Source organism: Ignatzschineria ureiclastica (genome assembly GCF_003121845.1).
Taxonomy (GTDB): domain Bacteria; phylum Pseudomonadota; class Gammaproteobacteria; order Cardiobacteriales; family Wohlfahrtiimonadaceae; genus Ignatzschineria; species Ignatzschineria ureiclastica.
In genome coordinates this window covers 219,665-237,042 of the sequence record NZ_QEWQ01000002.1, presented here as the reverse complement: position 1 = coordinate 237,042, position 17,378 = coordinate 219,665, and the positions used below count along the sequence as shown (strand labels likewise).

The 17,378-nt window shown below is 38.0% G+C and carries 16 protein-coding genes, 3 tRNA genes and 1 other RNA gene; 2 read left to right on the top strand and 18 right to left on the bottom strand.

Annotated features, from left to right (window positions below; translation table 11 throughout):
• Window positions 1-85: 85 nt before the first annotated feature.
• From DC083_RS03840 to DC083_RS03815, 6 genes are all read right to left on the bottom strand, one after another.
• Complete coding sequence (locus DC083_RS03840; protein ID WP_109188929.1) at window positions 86-1,330, bottom strand: hypothetical protein; 1,245 nt, start codon at window positions 1,328-1,330, stop codon at window positions 86-88.
• A 2-nt stretch (window positions 1,331-1,332) separates the two neighbouring features.
• Entirely contained in the window at window positions 1,333-1,977 is a 645-nt protein-coding gene (locus tag DC083_RS03835; RefSeq protein ID WP_109188928.1) for a hypothetical protein, read from the bottom strand.
• Between the two features lie 162 nt (window positions 1,978-2,139).
• Window positions 2,140-2,216, bottom strand: a tRNA-Met gene (locus tag DC083_RS03830).
• Between the two features lie 147 nt (window positions 2,217-2,363).
• The gene (locus DC083_RS03825) at window positions 2,364-2,522 is read right to left on the bottom strand and encodes a DUF2474 domain-containing protein (RefSeq protein WP_109188927.1); all 159 of its coding nucleotides are present in this window, start codon (window positions 2,520-2,522) and stop codon (window positions 2,364-2,366) included.
• Between the two features lie 171 nt (window positions 2,523-2,693).
• The gene (cydB, locus tag DC083_RS03820) at window positions 2,694-3,698 is read right to left on the bottom strand and encodes a cytochrome d ubiquinol oxidase subunit II (protein WP_109188926.1); all 1,005 of its coding nucleotides are present in this window, start codon (window positions 3,696-3,698) and stop codon (window positions 2,694-2,696) included.
• Complete coding sequence (locus DC083_RS03815; RefSeq protein ID WP_109188925.1) at window positions 3,698-5,062, bottom strand: cytochrome ubiquinol oxidase subunit I; 1,365 nt, start codon at window positions 5,060-5,062, stop codon at window positions 3,698-3,700. Before DC083_RS03815 ends, cydB begins: the two co-directional genes overlap by 1 nt.
• A gap of 458 nt (window positions 5,063-5,520) precedes the next feature.
• On the opposite strand from DC083_RS03815, the gene DC083_RS03810 reads away from it, so the two are divergent.
• Window positions 5,521-6,048 carry a GNAT family N-acetyltransferase gene (locus DC083_RS03810; protein WP_109188924.1) on the top strand — a complete coding sequence of 176 codons (528 nt, stop codon included), beginning with the start codon at window positions 5,521-5,523 and terminating at the stop codon, window positions 6,046-6,048.
• A 163-nt stretch (window positions 6,049-6,211) separates the two neighbouring features.
• Window positions 6,212-7,234, top strand: a complete 1,023-nt coding sequence (locus tag DC083_RS03805) for a cation diffusion facilitator family transporter (RefSeq protein ID WP_275667275.1) — start codon at window positions 6,212-6,214, stop codon at window positions 7,232-7,234.
• 262 nt (window positions 7,235-7,496) lie between these two features.
• Here DC083_RS03805 and DC083_RS03800 read toward each other — a convergent pair whose 3' ends face one another.
• The 12 genes from DC083_RS03800 to DC083_RS03745 form a co-directional block, all read right to left on the bottom strand.
• Window positions 7,497-8,531, bottom strand: coding sequence for a cytochrome-c peroxidase (locus tag DC083_RS03800; RefSeq protein WP_109188923.1), 1,035 nt, complete (start codon window positions 8,529-8,531; stop codon window positions 7,497-7,499).
• Window positions 8,532-8,837: 306 nt separating this feature from the next.
• Window positions 8,838-9,179, bottom strand: a complete 342-nt coding sequence (locus tag DC083_RS03795; RefSeq protein ID WP_109188922.1) for a histidine triad nucleotide-binding protein — start codon at window positions 9,177-9,179, stop codon at window positions 8,838-8,840.
• A gap of 9 nt (window positions 9,180-9,188) precedes the next feature.
• Window positions 9,189-9,782, bottom strand: coding sequence for a recombination mediator RecR (gene recR / locus DC083_RS03790; protein ID WP_109188921.1), 594 nt, complete (start codon window positions 9,780-9,782; stop codon window positions 9,189-9,191).
• A 12-nt stretch (window positions 9,783-9,794) separates the two neighbouring features.
• The gene (locus DC083_RS03785; protein WP_026879058.1) at window positions 9,795-10,124 is read right to left on the bottom strand and encodes a YbaB/EbfC family nucleoid-associated protein; all 330 of its coding nucleotides are present in this window, start codon (window positions 10,122-10,124) and stop codon (window positions 9,795-9,797) included.
• Window positions 10,125-10,208: 84 nt separating this feature from the next.
• Complete coding sequence (gene dnaX, locus DC083_RS03780) at window positions 10,209-12,392, bottom strand: DNA polymerase III subunit gamma/tau (protein WP_109188920.1); 2,184 nt, start codon at window positions 12,390-12,392, stop codon at window positions 10,209-10,211.
• A gap of 34 nt (window positions 12,393-12,426) precedes the next feature.
• An RNA gene (gene ffs, locus DC083_RS03775) (signal recognition particle sRNA small type) lies at window positions 12,427-12,523 on the bottom strand.
• A 28-nt stretch (window positions 12,524-12,551) separates the two neighbouring features.
• Window positions 12,552-12,625: transfer RNA gene (locus DC083_RS03770), tRNA-Cys, on the bottom strand.
• A gap of 8 nt (window positions 12,626-12,633) precedes the next feature.
• Window positions 12,634-12,709 (bottom strand) — tRNA-Gly (locus DC083_RS03765).
• A 159-nt stretch (window positions 12,710-12,868) separates the two neighbouring features.
• Window positions 12,869-13,156 carry an STAS domain-containing protein gene (locus tag DC083_RS03760; RefSeq protein ID WP_109188919.1) on the bottom strand — a complete coding sequence of 96 codons (288 nt, stop codon included), beginning with the start codon at window positions 13,154-13,156 and terminating at the stop codon, window positions 12,869-12,871.
• Between the two features lie 221 nt (window positions 13,157-13,377).
• Entirely contained in the window at window positions 13,378-13,965 is a 588-nt protein-coding gene (locus DC083_RS03755) for an MlaC/ttg2D family ABC transporter substrate-binding protein (RefSeq protein WP_109188974.1), read from the bottom strand.
• Between the two features lie 236 nt (window positions 13,966-14,201).
• Entirely contained in the window at window positions 14,202-15,212 is a 1,011-nt protein-coding gene (murB, locus tag DC083_RS03750; protein ID WP_109188918.1) for a UDP-N-acetylmuramate dehydrogenase, read from the bottom strand.
• Window positions 15,213-15,362: 150 nt separating this feature from the next.
• Window positions 15,363-17,276: a peptidylprolyl isomerase gene (locus tag DC083_RS03745; RefSeq protein WP_109188917.1), complete on the bottom strand. Its 1,914-nt coding sequence runs from the start codon at window positions 17,274-17,276 to the stop codon at window positions 15,363-15,365.
• Window positions 17,277-17,378 lie beyond the last annotated feature (102 nt).

Here is a 17,378-nt window from a genome sequence, read left to right as displayed (position 1 = left end):
TATCGATACGCTTCTTAGCAGAGTAATCTGATTCAGAACACCTGTTCCCTCTATCCCTCTATTCATCTATCAATATTCGTTACGATCAATTTTCTTCCTTATTTATAGGATTAAGAATGACTTGTCTTGCAGGAAGATCAATCGTGACAAGGCCAAACATTCCTTCTGTAATAATCTGCGAATCGTGTAACTTTCGTTCCGGCGCAATAATAGCGTAACGTTTTCCACCTCGAACAAAGAGCCCCATTAAACGATACCCTTGGTAATTGTCGCCCACTTTCCAAATCAAAGTTTCGCGACCCTCCATCTGAGTCGCTCCTAGCGCAACTGCCGGAGTCAGAAATAAGTGGTGAATACGAGAACCTGTAGTTAAAGAATCCTGCTGAGCACTTTGAGATTGCGCTAGTGATTGAGAAATCTCTTTCATCTTCTCGTTAATCTTCTCGCTCATCTTTTCCCTATTTGCCCAACTTAACGACACCTGAGCAATATCCCTAGGTAACTCAATAGTAGAATCTTGCAATAATGCCGGTACATAATCCGACAGTTGTAACAAATCATAAAAATGTAAGTTTGCTTGTAAATGTCCGCTATAGGCGCTACTACATAATTTCTGAGAATAATCATTGCCCTGCCATTGCAGAGATTCCACATACATTACGTAATGGGATATATGGCTCAGTTGATAAAGTAAACGATACAGATCCTCGTGATTACCACAAAGATCAAATGTCAGGTTTAACCGCTCAAATGCGCTGTCTAATAAATTCCGTTCTGCTTGTGATTTAGCCCCTAAATTATCCCACAACCATGAGAGGTAATAAGGGATTGAAGAAGTAGCGGCTTGTCTAGCTTGCGATTTCCGTTGAATGCCTGTCCGATAACCACCTCTTTCATCTGAATTTGTTCGATTTATTAAAGATTCTAACTTAGGGGAAAACTGCCGAACTTCGCCAGTAAAGGATGTCATCTCCCCCATAATTTCATTGAGGATATCGCGGTTAACCTCCTCATCTAGTACCATCTGCTCCATCACAAGATTCACCTCTTGCATTCTCTCTTCTGTTAAAAACGTTTGATACTGCCCATTTTTTAGGTCCAATAATTCAATTTGTCGAGATAAATCGGCTTTTTCCGCATACTGAGCACTTTGCCAATCATGAAGCCATACAACACGCCAACCCATAATCACTACAAATAAAAAAAGAATAGAAGCACTCCCTAGCAACAACCAACGGGCTTTTGCCGGTAACGCATCGTAATCTTTGAGCCGATAATCTCGTAAATCTTGCTGTAAAAAAGCCCGTAAAGCTTGCCAACTAGCACGCATCACTATCCTGCCGTAATGTTAAAAGTGTCATTGGAGAGAATGTGTAGATTAATGGGTGAACCAATCGGCGTAATCCACAACGTAATATCTTGCCCATTAGGAGTCTTTTCATCCCTTTTTGTTGTACGAGGATTTTGCCATATCACTTCACTCTGAAAACCTAACTCACCGGCAATCATTTCAAGCTTTATCAAATCTTGATATTGCCTTATTCTCCCCTCTATCCGCCACGACACATCATCCTCGGTTTTACTAATCGCTAAAATTTGCAGGGAAATCTGATTCTCTACCCACATTTGTAATAGCCGATCAAAGGCCAACATATTCGCCCAATGGGACTGAATAAAATCTCGAGTTAATACTGTCTGGAAAGGAACAAGGGCTCCATCAAGATCATTCTGCTGTTGTTGCAGTTCAGAAAGCCGTTCTTTTGATTGCGTGATGATTCGTTGATTAATCCCTATTTTTACCCAATCGTACCCAAAATTCATCATAAGGATAGCGAGCACTAAACAGACCACAAACCATCGTTCTTGCTGAGCCGTTTTAGGCCATAATTTTGCCCCAAAAGACTTTAAAACAGCCTTTATCTCGGCACGTTTACTCATGGTCACTTTTTGCGGGATCTCTTCAATTTTGAAATACATAGCTACATTCCTCTCAATCACAGAAGAAAGATAGTATGTGGAAATTAAAAGTGGGGATTATGAAAAGGGATTAAGAGAATAAATGAATCTCGCCAGAAATTTCGCCAAACAAGTTTCAAACAAACAAAAAGCCCGCTATTAAGCGGGCTTTCGTATTTTACTTGGTGGACATAGCTAGATTCGAACTAGCGACCCCAACATTATGAGTGTTGTGCTCTAACCAACTGAGCTATATGTCCTAAGAACTGATGAGGATTTTATAGGTTATCATACTTTCTGTCAACACTATATTTTTACTTGCGCACTATTTGCGCTAGATCCGATTTTACCACTTTAGAATGCCCATTATTTCAAAGAATTACAAAAGTGAATTCTAGGCAATTCCCTTAGCTTTTGAGCCCAGCCATCGTCATAAAGAAACGAATAATCATCACAACGATCAATAATGATACAACACTACCGCCCCAAAGTAGAATCAACCAACCAAATTGTTTTAATTTAGAGGTTGAATGCGTTGTGTTATCGGGGACATTGTCTACTGGCATATCTGTTCTCCTTATTATCATTCACACATCGACTAATCGCTTGATGCTGAATCGTGTAATTACGGGTTGATTACCCTAACTGAATAAACCTTACTGAATGAGATGAAGGGGAAATACTCACAATTATGAATACTTCCCCTTTAATATCTATCATTCAATGATCATTATGAATTAATAACCATCGCCTTCTGATACTTTTCCTCGGAATACATAGTACGTCCAAAGTAGATAAGCAATAATAATAGGCAAGAAAATTAATGTACCTACTAAACCGAACATCTGACTAGATCCGGCGGAAGCAGCCATTTCAAGCGTAATGCTTGGTGGAATGATATAGGGGAAGAATAGTGATACATAACCAATCATCCCACAGACAACAGAGAGCATTGTTAAGCAGAAACGCGCCCCATTTCCCATTGATTTGAAGAGTAATAGGATCACAATTAATGCAATGATAATCATACTGCCCGCCACAAGATAAAGTCTTGTACCTACTAATGCCGGCGCAAGACGACCTGAGAAACTCATCGCAACAAAGATCGCTACTAGTACCAATAAGAAGAGATAAATAATCCCTTTATATTTGCTCTCTAATTGTAATCTAAGCGTATCATGCCCTTTCATTGCGCCCCAGAAGTTCGCTAACAAGGCAAACATCACTACTAAACTCAAACCTGTTAAGATCGAGAATGGAGAGATCCAATCTGTACCCTTACCGACAAAGCGAATGACAGAATCCACATTACTTACGCTAAAGCCTTCCAAGAAAGCACCGGCCATCATCCCTTGCATAAAGGTTGTCACATAAGAACCTACGACAAATGCAACAGTCCAGAGACCCTTATGACCACTTGGAGAATGGACACGAAACTCAAATGCAACGCCCCGTAAAATTAGGGCAAAAAGCATAATGATAATCGGCAACATAAAAGCATCTAAAATAACCGAGTAAGCAACCGGGAATGCGCCCATTAATGCCGCACCACCCAACACTAACCAAGTTTCGTTACCATCCCAAACCGGAGAAATAGTATCGATAAACTCATCTCTAGATGCTTCATCTTTAACAAAGGGGAGTAAAATCCCAACACCTAAATCGAAGCCATCGGCAATAATGTAGACAGTTACACCAACGAGGATAATCACTGCCCAAATAAATGAAAGATCAAAAGTCATTATTTATCTCCTTCTGTAACTGATTTTTTGCTGTGATGACCACCATTCGGATCAATGCCTTTACGCATCAAGCGAATCATGTAGTAATAACCTGTCACAAAGATTAAACAGTACACAACCACAAAGCTCACTAAGCTAATGCTCATATGTAAATTGGTATGCGGCGATACAGCATCCGCAGTGCGTAATAATCCTTCTACAACCCAAGGTTGACGCCCTGCCTCTGTAACAAACCATCCTGCTAAAATCGCGAGTAATCCCGCTGGCCCCATATACACCATAAAAGTTAGCCAAGGTTTGCTGGTATAGAAAGTCCCTTTTGCTCTTTGATAAAGGCTAATCACACCGGCTAATAACATTAAACAACCTAACCCCACCATGATTCTAAATGACCAGAATACAAGTGGTACATTCGGACGATCCGCTTTAGGTACATCGGTTAATGCCGGCACTTGTTCTGTTAAGGTATGCGTTAAAATTAGGCTTCCTAAAACTGGAATTTCGATTGCATATTTATTCTCTTCTGCTTCCATATCAGGCCAAGCAACGAGAACAAGTGGTGTTGGCTCATCGCCCTCATTACGCCAATGTGCCTCAATTGCCGCAACCTTTGTAGGTTGATATTTAAGCGTATTTAAACCATGTAAGTCTCCTAGAAAGAGCTGTACAGGAATCGTTAATACCAAGAACCAAATCGACATAGAGAACATTTTTTTGAACTCAGGTGCACGGTCTCCCTTGCGAAGATGCCAAGCACCCACTGCACCAACCATCAAGGCTGTTGTGACAAATACAGCAAAGCCCATATGCAATAATCGATAGATAAATGAAGGGTTAAAGACCACCGCCCACCAATCTGTTGGAACTACGCGATTATCAATAATTTCGTAACCCGCTGGCGTTTGCATCCAGCTATTTGATGAGAGAATCCAGAACATTGAGAAAAATGTTCCTAATGCCACGAGGAAACTTGACATCAAGTGAACACCGCGACTTACCCGTTTCTCACCAAATAACATCACACCTAAGAAACCCGCTTCTAAGAAGAAAGCGGTAATCACTTCATAGGTTAATAATGGACCAGTAATACCGCCGGCAAAGCGAGAGAATTCACTCCAGTGTGTTCCAAATTGGAACGCCATTACAACACCAGAGACAACCCCCATACCGAAGTTGACTGCAAAAATTTTACTCCAGAAATAGTAGATATTTCTGTACTTCTCTTTCCCTGTTACATACCAGCAGAGATGAATGGTCGCAAGATAAGCTGCGAGTCCAATCGTAATTGCCGGGAAGATGATATGAAAAGAGACCGTAAAAGCAAACTGTATACGCGCAAGATCAAGCGCTTCAATTCCAAACATTTAGAGCTCCTAATGGGACAAAACTATTCGAGGAGCTTACTCTAACAATGACCTATATCAACTAACAGGTACAGTTTTCATCAAAAAAGCAGTACAGTTTTAAAATTATTTTTAAATTGAATAAATTATAGACAGTATTACCCCAGATTCATCAGGAGATGGAGATTTACACCGATCTTTTCTAAGTCGTATTTCTGTACTGAAATTAACTACAGTTTAAATTTATAGAACATCTCAATGAGATAGATCCATAATGCTGAAAGATGCTAGAATAGGCGCCACAATTATCATTTTAAAATCATAAAAATAACTGATACCTATTTATTTTCAATTGATTAGCTTTCATGAATTAGCTTTGAAAGAATTAACTTTAAAAGTGGATTTCGCTTTTTAAAATAGGATATCAATTTTCTAATTATGGTTTGCCCTATTATTTCACCTATTGAAAGAGGTTTTTTATGTTCTATCAACTTGCTAAACATCGTGTTCTAGAAACTGAGCGCCTTATTCTTCGCCCTATTACCCTCGATGATGCTGCCGATCTTTTTGAATACGCCAGCGACCCTGAGAATACAAAACACACCTTTCCTACACATAAAACTATTGAAGAGACTGAGTGGATCATTGCCAATCTATTTATGAGTAGTCCTTTAGGGAACTTTGCAATAGAACTCAAAGAGAATGGCAAAATGATTGGTACCTGTGATCTTCGTGTGAATGAAGGCGAAAAATCAGCTGAGCTTGCGTATGCCATTAATAAAAAATATTGGGGTAAAGGCTATGCACCTGAAGCCGCTCAAAAACTGTTAGATTTTGCTTTTAATACCTTAAAAGTTGAGCGTCTTTGGGCTAAATATGCAGCGGAAAATGGGGCTTCAGGACGTGTAATGGAGAAAATTGGTATGGAAAAAGAAGGAGTTCTGCGTCACACGAAAAACCTTTGCGGAGACTTTGTTGATCAAGTTGTCTACAGCAGAGTAATCTAAAAATATTAATGTGGAGATCTATATGGAGCAATCTTTATATAGAGCTATCTTTGTAGATAACAACTTCTTATTTTATCAACTATTTATTCTTTAATTTCTTATTTTAACGCATAATTATTACCATATTAATGGATACAATTTCCCATCAACCTGAGGTTCTCTTATGATGAATCAAGATGATCGCGCGAATTATAATTTTCAAAAAATTATTCTCCTAGTCGCTATTCTTCTCTTTCTAATTAAATTTGCCGCTTGGTATATCACCTCTTCTGTCGCGATCTTAACAGATGCGCTAGAGAGTATTACCAACATGCTTGCCGGCGCTTTTACACTTTTTAGTTTATATCTATCAGCTAAACCTAAAGATCATAATCACCCACATGGCCATGGTAAAATTGAGTTTGTCTCGGCAAGTGTCGAGGGGATGCTGATCCTCTTTGCCGGGATTATTATTATCTATGAAGGTGTAAAACGACTTTTAATGGATGATAGTTCGCTCTCTAGCTTAGGTTCAGGATTAATATTAATTCTATTTACAGCTATTGTGAATTATGTTGTGGGCTATATCGCAATCAAACGAGGTAAAAAATATAATGTACTACCGCTAATTGCCGGTGGCAAACACCTCCATTCGGACACTTATTCCACTGTTGGTATTATTGTTGGGCTATTACTTGTATGGATTACCGGCTGGCAATGGCTTGATGCGGCTATTGCACTTCTATTTGGGGGTATTATTATCCATTCTGGGATTAAGATTATTCGTGAATCTATCGCCGGTATTATGGATGAAGCTGACGAAGATTTAATTGAGGAATTTGTTGCTGTCGCCAATGAAAATCGCTCTGATAAATGGATTGATATTCATAAAGTCCGTTTTATTAAATATGGCAACCATGTTCATCTTGATGCGCACTTAACACTTCCTTGGTATTTTAACTTACGAGAAGCACATGTAGAGCTCGATAAAATGACACAAATTCTCAAACAGAAATTTGGCAGTAAGCATGAAATGTATATTCATACTGATGATTGTCGCCCTACTTCTTGTGAAATTTGCCCTATTGAATCCTGCGCCCATAGACAATTCAAATATATTGACAAAATCACTTGGACAGCAGCCTTAGTAGCAGAAGATCATCGCCACAGCATCAAAGATCTAGCTGAACAAAAAAATCCATTATGATTTTTAACAACTCATCATTATAGTAATATCGGTTCAAAATAAGCTTATTTAAATGCCGGCGCATCAGCTGATCGAGGCAAGGAAGCTGTTCTATCCGGCATCTTGCAAGTGTTGTTTAGTACAGTTTTATGTTCTTTTTAGACCAAATTTATTATTATAAAAAAAAGCGCTTCAATCAATGGAAGCGCTTTTCATTTTAAGGTATTTCATATATGTATGTATGAATTTACCTACTCTTTTCTTCTAACCAATAACATTGCTATTAGTCTGCACTAAATGGTTTTGGAAGAGGAGTTTCATTTGTAGAAGGTGGTAAAATTGGCATCATTATTTGTGGCTGTTCACCTGTTAATGTGCCGTAGAAAGCAACGATTTTTTGGACTTCTTCATCACTAAAATCACGACCTAATTGTAAACGACCCATGATTTTTGTTGCTTCTTCTAACGTGTTTACTTGACCATCATGAAAGTACGGATAGGTTAAAACGATGTTACGAAGCGTTGGTACTTTAAAGAACATCGCATCTGAATCTTTACCAGTAAAGTCAGCTAAACCTTTAGCAAGATTCTCTGTCTTATACTCCTCAAGTAATCCCATTTTTTGGAAACTTGATCCACCAATACCTTCACCATAGTGACACGCAACACAACCACTATTTCTAAAGAGTTCATAACCTTCTTTCTCTTCAGCGGTAATCGCATTGTCATCACCACGTAACCATTGATCAAATCTTGAGTTTGGTGTAATCAAAGTCTCTTCAAACACGGCAATCGCATCTGTAATACGATCAATATTGACTCCACCCTCACCATATACTTTATCAAACTCTTCTACATAACCTGGAATAGAAGCGATTACATTTACTACTAAATCATGATCTGAAGCCATCTCTTTAGGATTTGCAATCGGACCTGCTGCTTGCTCTTTCAAGTCTTTAGCACGACCATCCCAGAATTGAACAAAGTTCAAACTAGAGTTTAGTACTGTTGGTGAGTTAATAGGGCCTTCTTGCCACTGATGTCCGATTGATGTGGGAAGATTATCTGAACCTCCCATACTAAGATTATGACAAGAATTACAAGAGATAAAACCTGACTTAGAGAGTCTTGGATCAAACCATAACTTACGTCCTAAATCTGCTTTTTGTGTATCAACCTTGACCTCTTGCTTGAGAGGAATAATAGGTTCTTGACGTACAGAACCATTATTATCAACCTGTGCAAATGCTAAACTTGACAAAAATGCGGCTGTTACAAGTGTAATTGAAAAAAGTCCCTTTCTTTTCTGCCTAGCCATTGACAATCTCCTTATCAATCATTTAGTTATTAATGTAATACTACAACATCATAATAAGGTATTAAATTGAGGTTTTGCATCAAAACTTGTTGCTAATAACTGCAAACTTTACATAGATCAAACAATAATCTACTAAAGTTGCAGCTATTAAAAATTTCTATCTATTTTGATGTATTACAACTATCTTTGCGTCATTCATTCAATAGGAAAGAAAACAATAAAAAAGCGTTCAATTTAACACTATCGAACGCTTTTCATACTATCTATGATACAAATATAAACTAGGTTAATCTAATATCAACAATATTAACCTGGAGGCCAAGTTAATGAACGCCCCGCTAATAAATGGAGGTGAATATGGTTGACTGTCTGCCCCCCATCCTCATTGCAATTGAAAACTGTTCGATAACCTTTCTCCGCAAAACCTTGCTCTTTGGCAATTTTTTGCGCCGCTAAAAATAATTTCCCCATCAATTCAGCATCGGTTTCGGTGAGATCATTGAGTGTTGGGATCTCTTTTTTCGGGATTACCAAAATATGAACCGGTGCTTGAGGCTCGATATCCTCAAATGCCAATACATCATTATCTTCATAGACAATTTTAGCGGGAATCTCTTTACGGATAATTTTACTAAAAATTGTACTCATATATACTCCTTAGTAGCTTTTGCGCGCCGCAAATGCATGAGATAAAGTCCCACCATCTAGGTATTCTAGCTCTCCACCAAGCGGAATACCTTGGGCAATACGGCTAACAGCAATACCATACTGTTTCGCTATCTCTGAAATATAGTGCGCCGTTGCTTCACCCTCGACTGTGGAATTCATTGCCAATATAATCTCACGAATGTTCTCATCTTTGAAACGTTGCTCAAGTAGATCAAGCCCAAGCTCAGATGGGCCAATGCCATCTAAAGGTGATAATCGACCATAAAGCACAAAATATCGCCCTTTATATTCAACATTTTGTCTTAAAGCAAAAACATCCGCTGGATTTTCGACAATACATAACAAACTATCATCTTTTTTAGGATTCGTGCAATCTACACAAATATCTTCATCCGTTAAATTACGACATACCCGGCATTTATGAATATGCTCTAACGCATCACTCAATGACCGAGCCATCTTCTCTGCTCCTTTGCGATTACGGTCTAATAGATAGAGCGCCATCCTTAAGGCACTTTTTTGACCAATCCCTGGCAAAAGACGCAATGCATCTATTAAATCTTGTAATGCTTTAGGATACATAGAGATCAATCCTTAGAATCCTGGAATTTTCATACCAGCAGGAAGTCCTAGACCACCCGTTACTTCAGCCATTTTTTCAGCAGAGGTTTTCTCCACTTTTGATAATGCATCATTAAAAGCGGCACCGAGTAGATCTTCTAACATCTCTTTGTCATCTGACATCAGTGAATCATCGATACGGATTGAACGAACTACATGACGGCAGCTCATCTCAATTTTCACTAGGCCCGCTCCAGACTCACCTACAACATTCACATCACCTAATGCTTCTTGCGCTTTTTCCATCTCTTTTTGCATCTTTTGCGCTTTTTGCATCATGCCTGCAATACCACCTTTAAACATAAATCTTTTCTCCTTCCTAATAGATATTTCTATCTCTATAATCGTGTATATGTAAAAGAATAAACTAAACCTAAGCTTACAATATTAGTGCTTTGCTTTCAGGGTTTTTTCTAATAATTGTGCATTCCACTCGTTCGTAAGATATTGTACCACTTGATCGGATTTAAAGTCAGCGAGCATCTTCTGATACTGCTCTTCATCTAAACGCTCAGTTCTTTCATGGAGATTTTCACCATGTAATGTTTCAACATACTCAATCTGACAAGTAATCGACTGCCCTAAATAATCTGAGATCGCCATTGCTAAACGTGTTTCGGTTTCATCAACCCGAAAATCTTTTACCGATAAAGGACGCTCTAATAATAAATGCTTGCCATCAAACTGTTTAAACACCAAGCTATGAGCGATACCTGATAAAACACTCTCCAATTTGAGTTGTGATACCAATTGCAACCATACTTCATTATTCGTTAATGTTGTCGCAGTAACCACTAGATCATTCTCTACCGGTGCAATATCCGCCGCAAGATCAATACTATTTTTTTGAATAAAATTTTGAGTATCAGTTTCCGGCACATTATTTTGTAATGTATTAGCTTGAATATCATTTTGGACACTATTTTGAATAGCATCTTCATGAGATCCTAGATCGAAATTGTGAGTATTTACTCTTTCGATATTTTGATCTTCAATAAAATTTTCATCTGTATTGAAACTGCCTAGATCATCTGCATTCTCTTGTGTTAACTCTGATTGTATAGAGTCTGATTCTACTGGCAACACATTACTCATTGATTCTCTATTTTGCGCTGAGATACTCAATTCTAAAGGAGAATCTAGCACCTTAACTTCTGAAGAATCGACTATTGGCTCCCATGGCAGATCAACCGCTGGTACTACCTCTTTTATGGGAGCGGGTATTTCTTCTGCTACTGTCTGAGATTCAAATACAGTTGTACTATTTGTAGTATCTTCTATCGTGACCGTTATAACATCGCCCGAATCCGCTGTTGGTACTGGATTTGTATCAATCTTCTCAACCGGCTGACTCTCAATAGATTGCCTCTTAACACTATCATGAGAATTGGGCGCTGATAAAGAACGATCTGACGATAGCGTCGATGTTACCGAGGTAACTACTGATTCAACAGAAGCTTTACTTTTTTTTTCTGTATCTGCAGGTAAAATTGGCGCAGTGGGTGAAAATAGCACCATTCGTAACAGAGTCATTTCAAAACCAACACTACTATTAGGGTGATTCTGTAAATCCTTTCGCCCTGTTAAAGCAATCTGATAGAACAGTTGCAAATCTTCAGCGCTTAATTTTTGTGATAATTGCTGCATCTCGATAGATTCACTCTCTTTTAAGGCATCAGAGAGTTGCATCACAGTTAAAAGGTGAAATGCATCAATCAGATCTTCTAAGAAACGATGATAATCAATGCCATTTGCTTTTAATTGCCCTAAAACAGTGATGATATTATCAGTATCCTTAGTTGCCAGTGCCTCTAATACATTGATGAGATAGTGAGTATCAATTAATCCAAGCATCTCGTGAGTACGTTGATACTCAACTTTCTGCCCACCATAAGCAATCGCTTGATCAAGTAAAGACAAGGCGTCACGCATACTCCCATCACCCGCTTTAGCAATGAGTTTTAATGCATTATCTTCAAAAGGAATATTTTCCGCAGTCAGGATATGTGAAAGCTGTCCCGCAATTTCTTGGTCTTGAATTCGTTTTAACTGAAAACGCAGACAACGAGATAGAACTGTTACTGGAAGTTTTTGAGGATCTGTAGTTGCTAGAAGAAACTTCACATGAGCAGGAGGTTCTTCTAATGTTTTGAGAAGCGCGTTAAAACTACTATTCGAGAGCATGTGCACTTCATCAATCAGATAGATTTTATAACGCCCTCTTGTAGGCGCATATTGCACATTATCTAATATTTCTCTGGTATCTTCTACTCGAGTTCTTGACGCAGCATCAATCTCAATAAGATCTACAAAACGTCCTTCATCAACCTCTTTACAGATTGAGCAGACACCACAAGGCGTTGATGATACACCTTTTTCACAATTGAGGGATTTTGCAAAGATTCTTGCGAGAGTAGTTTTCCCAACACCACGCGTGCCGGTAAATAGAAAAGCATGATGCAATCTATTATTATCTAAACCATTAGAGAGTGCTTGTACAACATGAGGCTGACCGATGACTTCACTAAAGGTTCGAGGGCGCCATTTTAATGCGAGAACTTGTTGAGTCATTGGGCCTTCACTTATAAACAAATGTGGAGATGGCCCGTACCAGCCGACCCATAACACATGAATTTCTTGCTAGTGCTGCTTCCTTCCGGACCTGACACGGTTTACAATAGTTCATTGTTAGGAAACCAATACAGACCACCATAGAACAAGCTATAAATTTGGAGGCTGGAGCCAGAATCGAACTGGCGTCTACGGATTTGCAATCCGCTGCATAACCATTTTGCTATCCAGCCTATATAATTGGAGCGGGAAACGAGACTCGAACTCGCGACCCCGACCTTGGCAAGGTCGTGCTCTACCAACTGAGCTATTCCCGCGAAGTGAAGATATGTATTATAGCGAGATCTTCTCTTTAGTCAACATATCGATTACTATTTATACAGACAAAACTATTCTTGCCCATTGGCAAATGGATAAACCTCTGAAAAGCATGATCCTATTTAATTTGGTTAACTACAATATTTCTTATAACACAACTAAGATAGTAATGTTTTCACTTGGTATAAATCTAGTAATTGCACTAAATTTTCGGGGATTGCCGTAATTTTCACGTCTCGTTGTTGCTTTTTAATCTCTACCAACAATGCAATCAATGCACTATCACATTCATCCACATCTGATAAATTGACGATATTAGCAGGAGTTGCTTGCAATTCGGGTTGCAGTTTTTTCCAGAGAGCCGGAATTGTGAACTTATCGAAACATCCTTGGAAATAACAGACGTTATCCGATATTTTAAAATGGGCATCTAATGATTTTTTCATAAACTCCCCTTAATAGAGATGAATACAACAACTTTGTTGCTTTTGATGAGCTAACTTTTGATCAGCTATCATAAACCTAAATAGCTAAGTCTCAATGAGTATTTTAGCAAACCCCTAAAAAATAGATCACAGAAAAGCAGTTCAATCTTCGCTTTTAATCTGTGATCTATCGAAATAAATGTAATTTTAGACCGATATAGTCTAGACGATACTATTTCTTCTTACTTATTTTTACTTTTAATAACTTTAATCATCCCATCAATACCATTACGAGATACTAACTCTCTAATTTCAGAGCGGTAATTCGCAACAATACTGACACCCTCTACCGATACGTCATAAACCATCCAACGATTATTCGCTTTAATCATAGAGTAATTAATAGCAATAGGAGGACGATCTTTAGAGATAATTTCCGAACGAACCGTTACTTCATCACCTTTTGCAGCATTAGGCGGAAGTGGTAAAACATTCAGTTTTTCATCACTATAATCGAGTAATACACCGGCATACGTATTAATGAGGAGGCGTTTAAATTCCGCAGTAAACTCATCTCTTTGTGCAGGTGTTGCGGTACGCCAAGAGCGCCCCATAACCCATTGCGAAATGGTACCAAAATCGAATCTAGGAACAAGAATATTCTCTACAATTCCATAGACTTTGTTTGGATCTTTCTTCAAAACAGTTTTCTGTTCTTTAAGTGTCTTAAATAGTTGATCAGATGTGTTTTTAATCACGCTAACAGGATCTTCTTGCGCATTGACTGTCTGAAAGAGAGACATTACCGCAATAAAAAAACTAAACATCATGAACTTTCTAAAATTATATTTCATACTAATTCCCTATTATTTCTTACATATTAACTACACACTAAGTATTCAATTACAGTACAACAATACTTTGTCAGTCAAAATTACTAGATACAACCTATAATATCTTCAATATACAATAAATAGATTATCGATTTTAGATTTTGATTGATCACTATAAATCCATCAAAAGAGATCTACGCTATTACTCACTTATTAATAGTCATAAGCTCTATTTATAAGATTAAAGGCTCAGCTTCTAACATTATATCAAATTGTGACAAAATCTTCTTCTGTACTTTTTCAGAGAATTGTCGCAGCTCCTCTCCTTTTGCATTACCATAATTAACGAGGATCAATGCTTGATCTTTATGCATTCCAACATTACCTTCTCGCACTCCTTTAAAACCAGCAATATCAATTAACTGCCCTGCTGCCAATTTCACTTTATTCGGATCTTCTTGGAGATAATGCACTAATTGCGGATAAGCTTGTTGCAAAGAGTACCATTTTTCTAAAGAGATCACAGGATTTTTAAAGAAGCTTCCGGCATTTCCTAATACTTTAGGATCAGGCAATTTACTACTCCGAATAGCAATTACCGCCGATAAAATATCAGTAGCATTAATCTGATCACTTTCAACTCCCTGCTCATTCAGATAACGTTGTAAAACATGATAAGAGAGATTAATGACCGGCAATGTCGATAACTTAAATGTCACTGCGGTAATAAAAAATCGGCCAGGATTTTGTTTAAAAAAACTATCTCGGTATCCAAAATTACACGCCTCTTTAGTGAATGTCACACAACAATTCTTTTGACAATCAAAGGCCTCTACAGACTCGATAAAGTCTTTCACTTCAAACCCATAAGCACCAATATTCTGTACAGGAGAAGCGCCCACTGTTCCCGGAATGAGCGCAAGATACTCAAGACCATAAAAACCCTGCCGATGCATCTGTACAACAAAATTATGCCAAACTTCTCCACCCATAGCTCGCACAAATACAGAATCTTGCTCTTGGTGAAGAACTTCGATTCCTCTGAGTTGATTGTAGACAACAGTTCCCGAATAATCTTGGGTAAACAGGATATTACTACCACCACCTAGAAAGAGTATTGGAGATGTTAGCGATCGTAATTTAGATCGATCTGTCAGATTATCTATTATTGCAAAATAATCCGCCGATACATCAACCCCTAAAGTATTAAAAGCCTTTAAATTTTGTTTTTGTGTGATTCTCATCGCATTACATTCTCAATTATTTTAAATTGCCCAACTTGCCTATTCTCATAATAAGAAAGGTTGGCGATCACACCAACCTTTCCTTATCATACTTGCTCTTTCAACACTATATACAGCCTTGTCATCTTATAAATCTAAAATGACTACTCATTAGTTAAAGAAACTACTGTTATAGAGTTTAATATTGCTATGATTTTTAATATAGAGCAATAAGGCTTGATATTCATAACTACCAGAACGAGCATCAAGATATTCACGTAGCTGTGCTTTCACATCATCAGGGAAATCAGCACTCTCCCCCTTTTTGATATTATTCACAGCAACGACAACAATATGACCATCAATATCTTCCACAAGATATTCTGGTTTATTATCTTTCAATTGTTTTACTTTTTCAAAACCATTCGAAATCGCAGTCTGTTCAACTGGCTTTGCTTGTAAGTTACCAATAGAAGTAATTGCTAAATCATTATACTGATTATAAGCAAAACCTAACTGCTCAATATCATTTTGGAAACTTTCAACATCCCCTGCTTCTAACATCGCATTTACTCGATCAGTAATAGATGATTTAGCTTTCTCCATCGCAAGTTCAGCTTTGATCTCATCATAGCTTTCATCAAGAGATTTTTGTCTACGTTCTTCTTGATCTGCAATTCGTACAATCATCGCGTGATTATCTTCATTATTAAATGCAAATGGTAATGAATTACGGTGATTTTCACGTACATCAACAGTATTTAAAGCATCCCAAACTGTAGGATTTGCAATAAATCCTTCAGGCTGATCTACATTAAGCCAATCAGTCTCTTTTAGTGACACCCCTAAATCCTGCGCAATCTCATCAAGAGATTCAGTATATGTTTCTGCTAGTTGCTGCATTCTTGCTTCAGCTTGCAAATATTGATCTAAATGTTGCTTCTGTTTCAAATTATTAATTGCCGCTGTTTTGAGATCATTCTCATCTGTAAAAGGCGTTGTGATACCTAACAAATGAACCAGATGAACCTCACCATCTGTTGCAAAAGGCTCTGAATAAGGATCTGCTTCCGTTAATGCAAAAAGTGCATCATCGAATTGTGGAATACCAGCAGCCCCATATTTGAAGTTACCATTTTTATTGTAGTAAGCATTATTTACATCCTGCATTTGCGCCTTAGCTTCATCAAAAGTCATTGCACCCGACACAAGTTGAGCTCGTAGATCTGCTAATAATTGAAGTGCCTCGGCTTTTTCCACATCATTACTATATTCAATCGTAAATTGCTCAGAAGCACGTTGCTCATTCTCTTTTTTAAGCTTAGCCATCTCATCAGCAATCATATCAGTGCTGAGATCAACCTGAGCATCTGCTCCGAATAGTGCTGGCGTAAGCTCTAAATATTGCACTTTAATTCTATCAGGCGTTACAAATTGATCTTTATTGGCTTCATAACGTGCAGCAACTTCATCATTTGATACCGCAACATTTTTGACTTGATCTCTATAATTATAAGTCGCAACAGCAAGATCACGGGTTTGCCCTAGATATTCTAACTCTTCAACTAAAGCTTTCTCAGAAGCAAAAGCACTCAATGCAAAAGCTTCCCGAATAATTTGATCTTCAACATCGCGACGAACGCTATCTTCAAATGACTCAATATTGTAACCAGAGTAGAAAAGTGCTTGCTTATAGGTTTCTTGATCAAAAACACCATTCTTTTGGAAAGCAGGAATCTCTATAATTTTCTCGGCAACAGCGCGATCCGATGCACGAATCTTCCAATCTTCGGCTTGCTTATTGAGAGCTCTACGTTGAATTAAATCTTCTCGCGCAATGAGTTTATATTGACGTTGCATATCTTCTGTCAATTCTGTATTTTGTGCATAATTATTAAGTAGTAACTGATATTGTGCTTCTACTTCTTGCAATGTAATTTTACTGCCATCAACGCTAGCAATTGCATCTGCGCTAGGACCACTAAAAATCTGTGTTCCGCCGATTCCTGCAAGCGAAACACCGACTCCAATTAATAATATTTTTGCCCATACACTGTTTGCATGGTCCCGGATGAATTGCATCATAATTCAGAGTTATCCTTTCATCTATTTACTAGTCTATTTATTATATTGAATCATTACTCTTTTATATACCCTCAAGCTATATATCCTCGAGTATCTCTGTCT

What these genes read in the sequence shown, in the direction of transcription:
- DC083_RS03760 (WP_109188919.1), bottom strand. Translation starts at nt 13,156, where the DNA reads ATGAAAAAATCATTAGATGCCCATTTTAAAATATCGGATAACGTCTGT.
- DC083_RS03840 (WP_109188929.1), bottom strand. Translation starts at nt 1,330, where the DNA reads ATGCGTGCTAGTTGGCAAGCTTTACGGGCTTTTTTACAGCAAGATTTA.
- recR (WP_109188921.1), bottom strand. Translation starts at nt 9,782, where the DNA reads ATGTATCCTAAAGCATTACAAGATTTAATAGATGCATTGCGTCTTTTG.
- DC083_RS03755 (WP_109188974.1), bottom strand. Translation starts at nt 13,965, where the DNA reads ATGATGTTTAGTTTTTTTATTGCGGTAATGTCTCTCTTTCAGACAGTC.
- DC083_RS03835 (WP_109188928.1), bottom strand. Translation starts at nt 1,977, where the DNA reads ATGTATTTCAAAATTGAAGAGATCCCGCAAAAAGTGACCATGAGTAAA.
- DC083_RS03825 (WP_109188927.1), bottom strand. Translation starts at nt 2,522, where the DNA reads ATGCCAGTAGACAATGTCCCCGATAACACAACGCATTCAACCTCTAAA.
- DC083_RS03810 (WP_109188924.1), top strand. Translation starts at nt 5,521, where the DNA reads ATGTTCTATCAACTTGCTAAACATCGTGTTCTAGAAACTGAGCGCCTT.
- DC083_RS03745 (WP_109188917.1), bottom strand. Translation starts at nt 17,276, where the DNA reads ATGATGCAATTCATCCGGGACCATGCAAACAGTGTATGGGCAAAAATA.
- DC083_RS03795 (WP_109188922.1), bottom strand. Translation starts at nt 9,179, where the DNA reads ATGAGTACAATTTTTAGTAAAATTATCCGTAAAGAGATTCCCGCTAAA.
- cydB (WP_109188926.1), bottom strand. Translation starts at nt 3,698, where the DNA reads ATGACTTTTGATCTTTCATTTATTTGGGCAGTGATTATCCTCGTTGGT.
- DC083_RS03785 (WP_026879058.1), bottom strand. Translation starts at nt 10,124, where the DNA reads ATGTTTAAAGGTGGTATTGCAGGCATGATGCAAAAAGCGCAAAAGATG.
- DC083_RS03805 (WP_275667275.1), top strand. Translation starts at nt 6,212, where the DNA reads ATGATGAATCAAGATGATCGCGCGAATTATAATTTTCAAAAAATTATT.
- dnaX (WP_109188920.1), bottom strand. Translation starts at nt 12,392, where the DNA reads ATGACTCAACAAGTTCTCGCATTAAAATGGCGCCCTCGAACCTTTAGT.
- DC083_RS03815 (WP_109188925.1), bottom strand. Translation starts at nt 5,062, where the DNA reads ATGTTTGGAATTGAAGCGCTTGATCTTGCGCGTATACAGTTTGCTTTT.
- murB (WP_109188918.1), bottom strand. Translation starts at nt 15,212, where the DNA reads ATGAGAATCACACAAAAACAAAATTTAAAGGCTTTTAATACTTTAGGG.
- DC083_RS03800 (WP_109188923.1), bottom strand. Translation starts at nt 8,531, where the DNA reads ATGGCTAGGCAGAAAAGAAAGGGACTTTTTTCAATTACACTTGTAACA.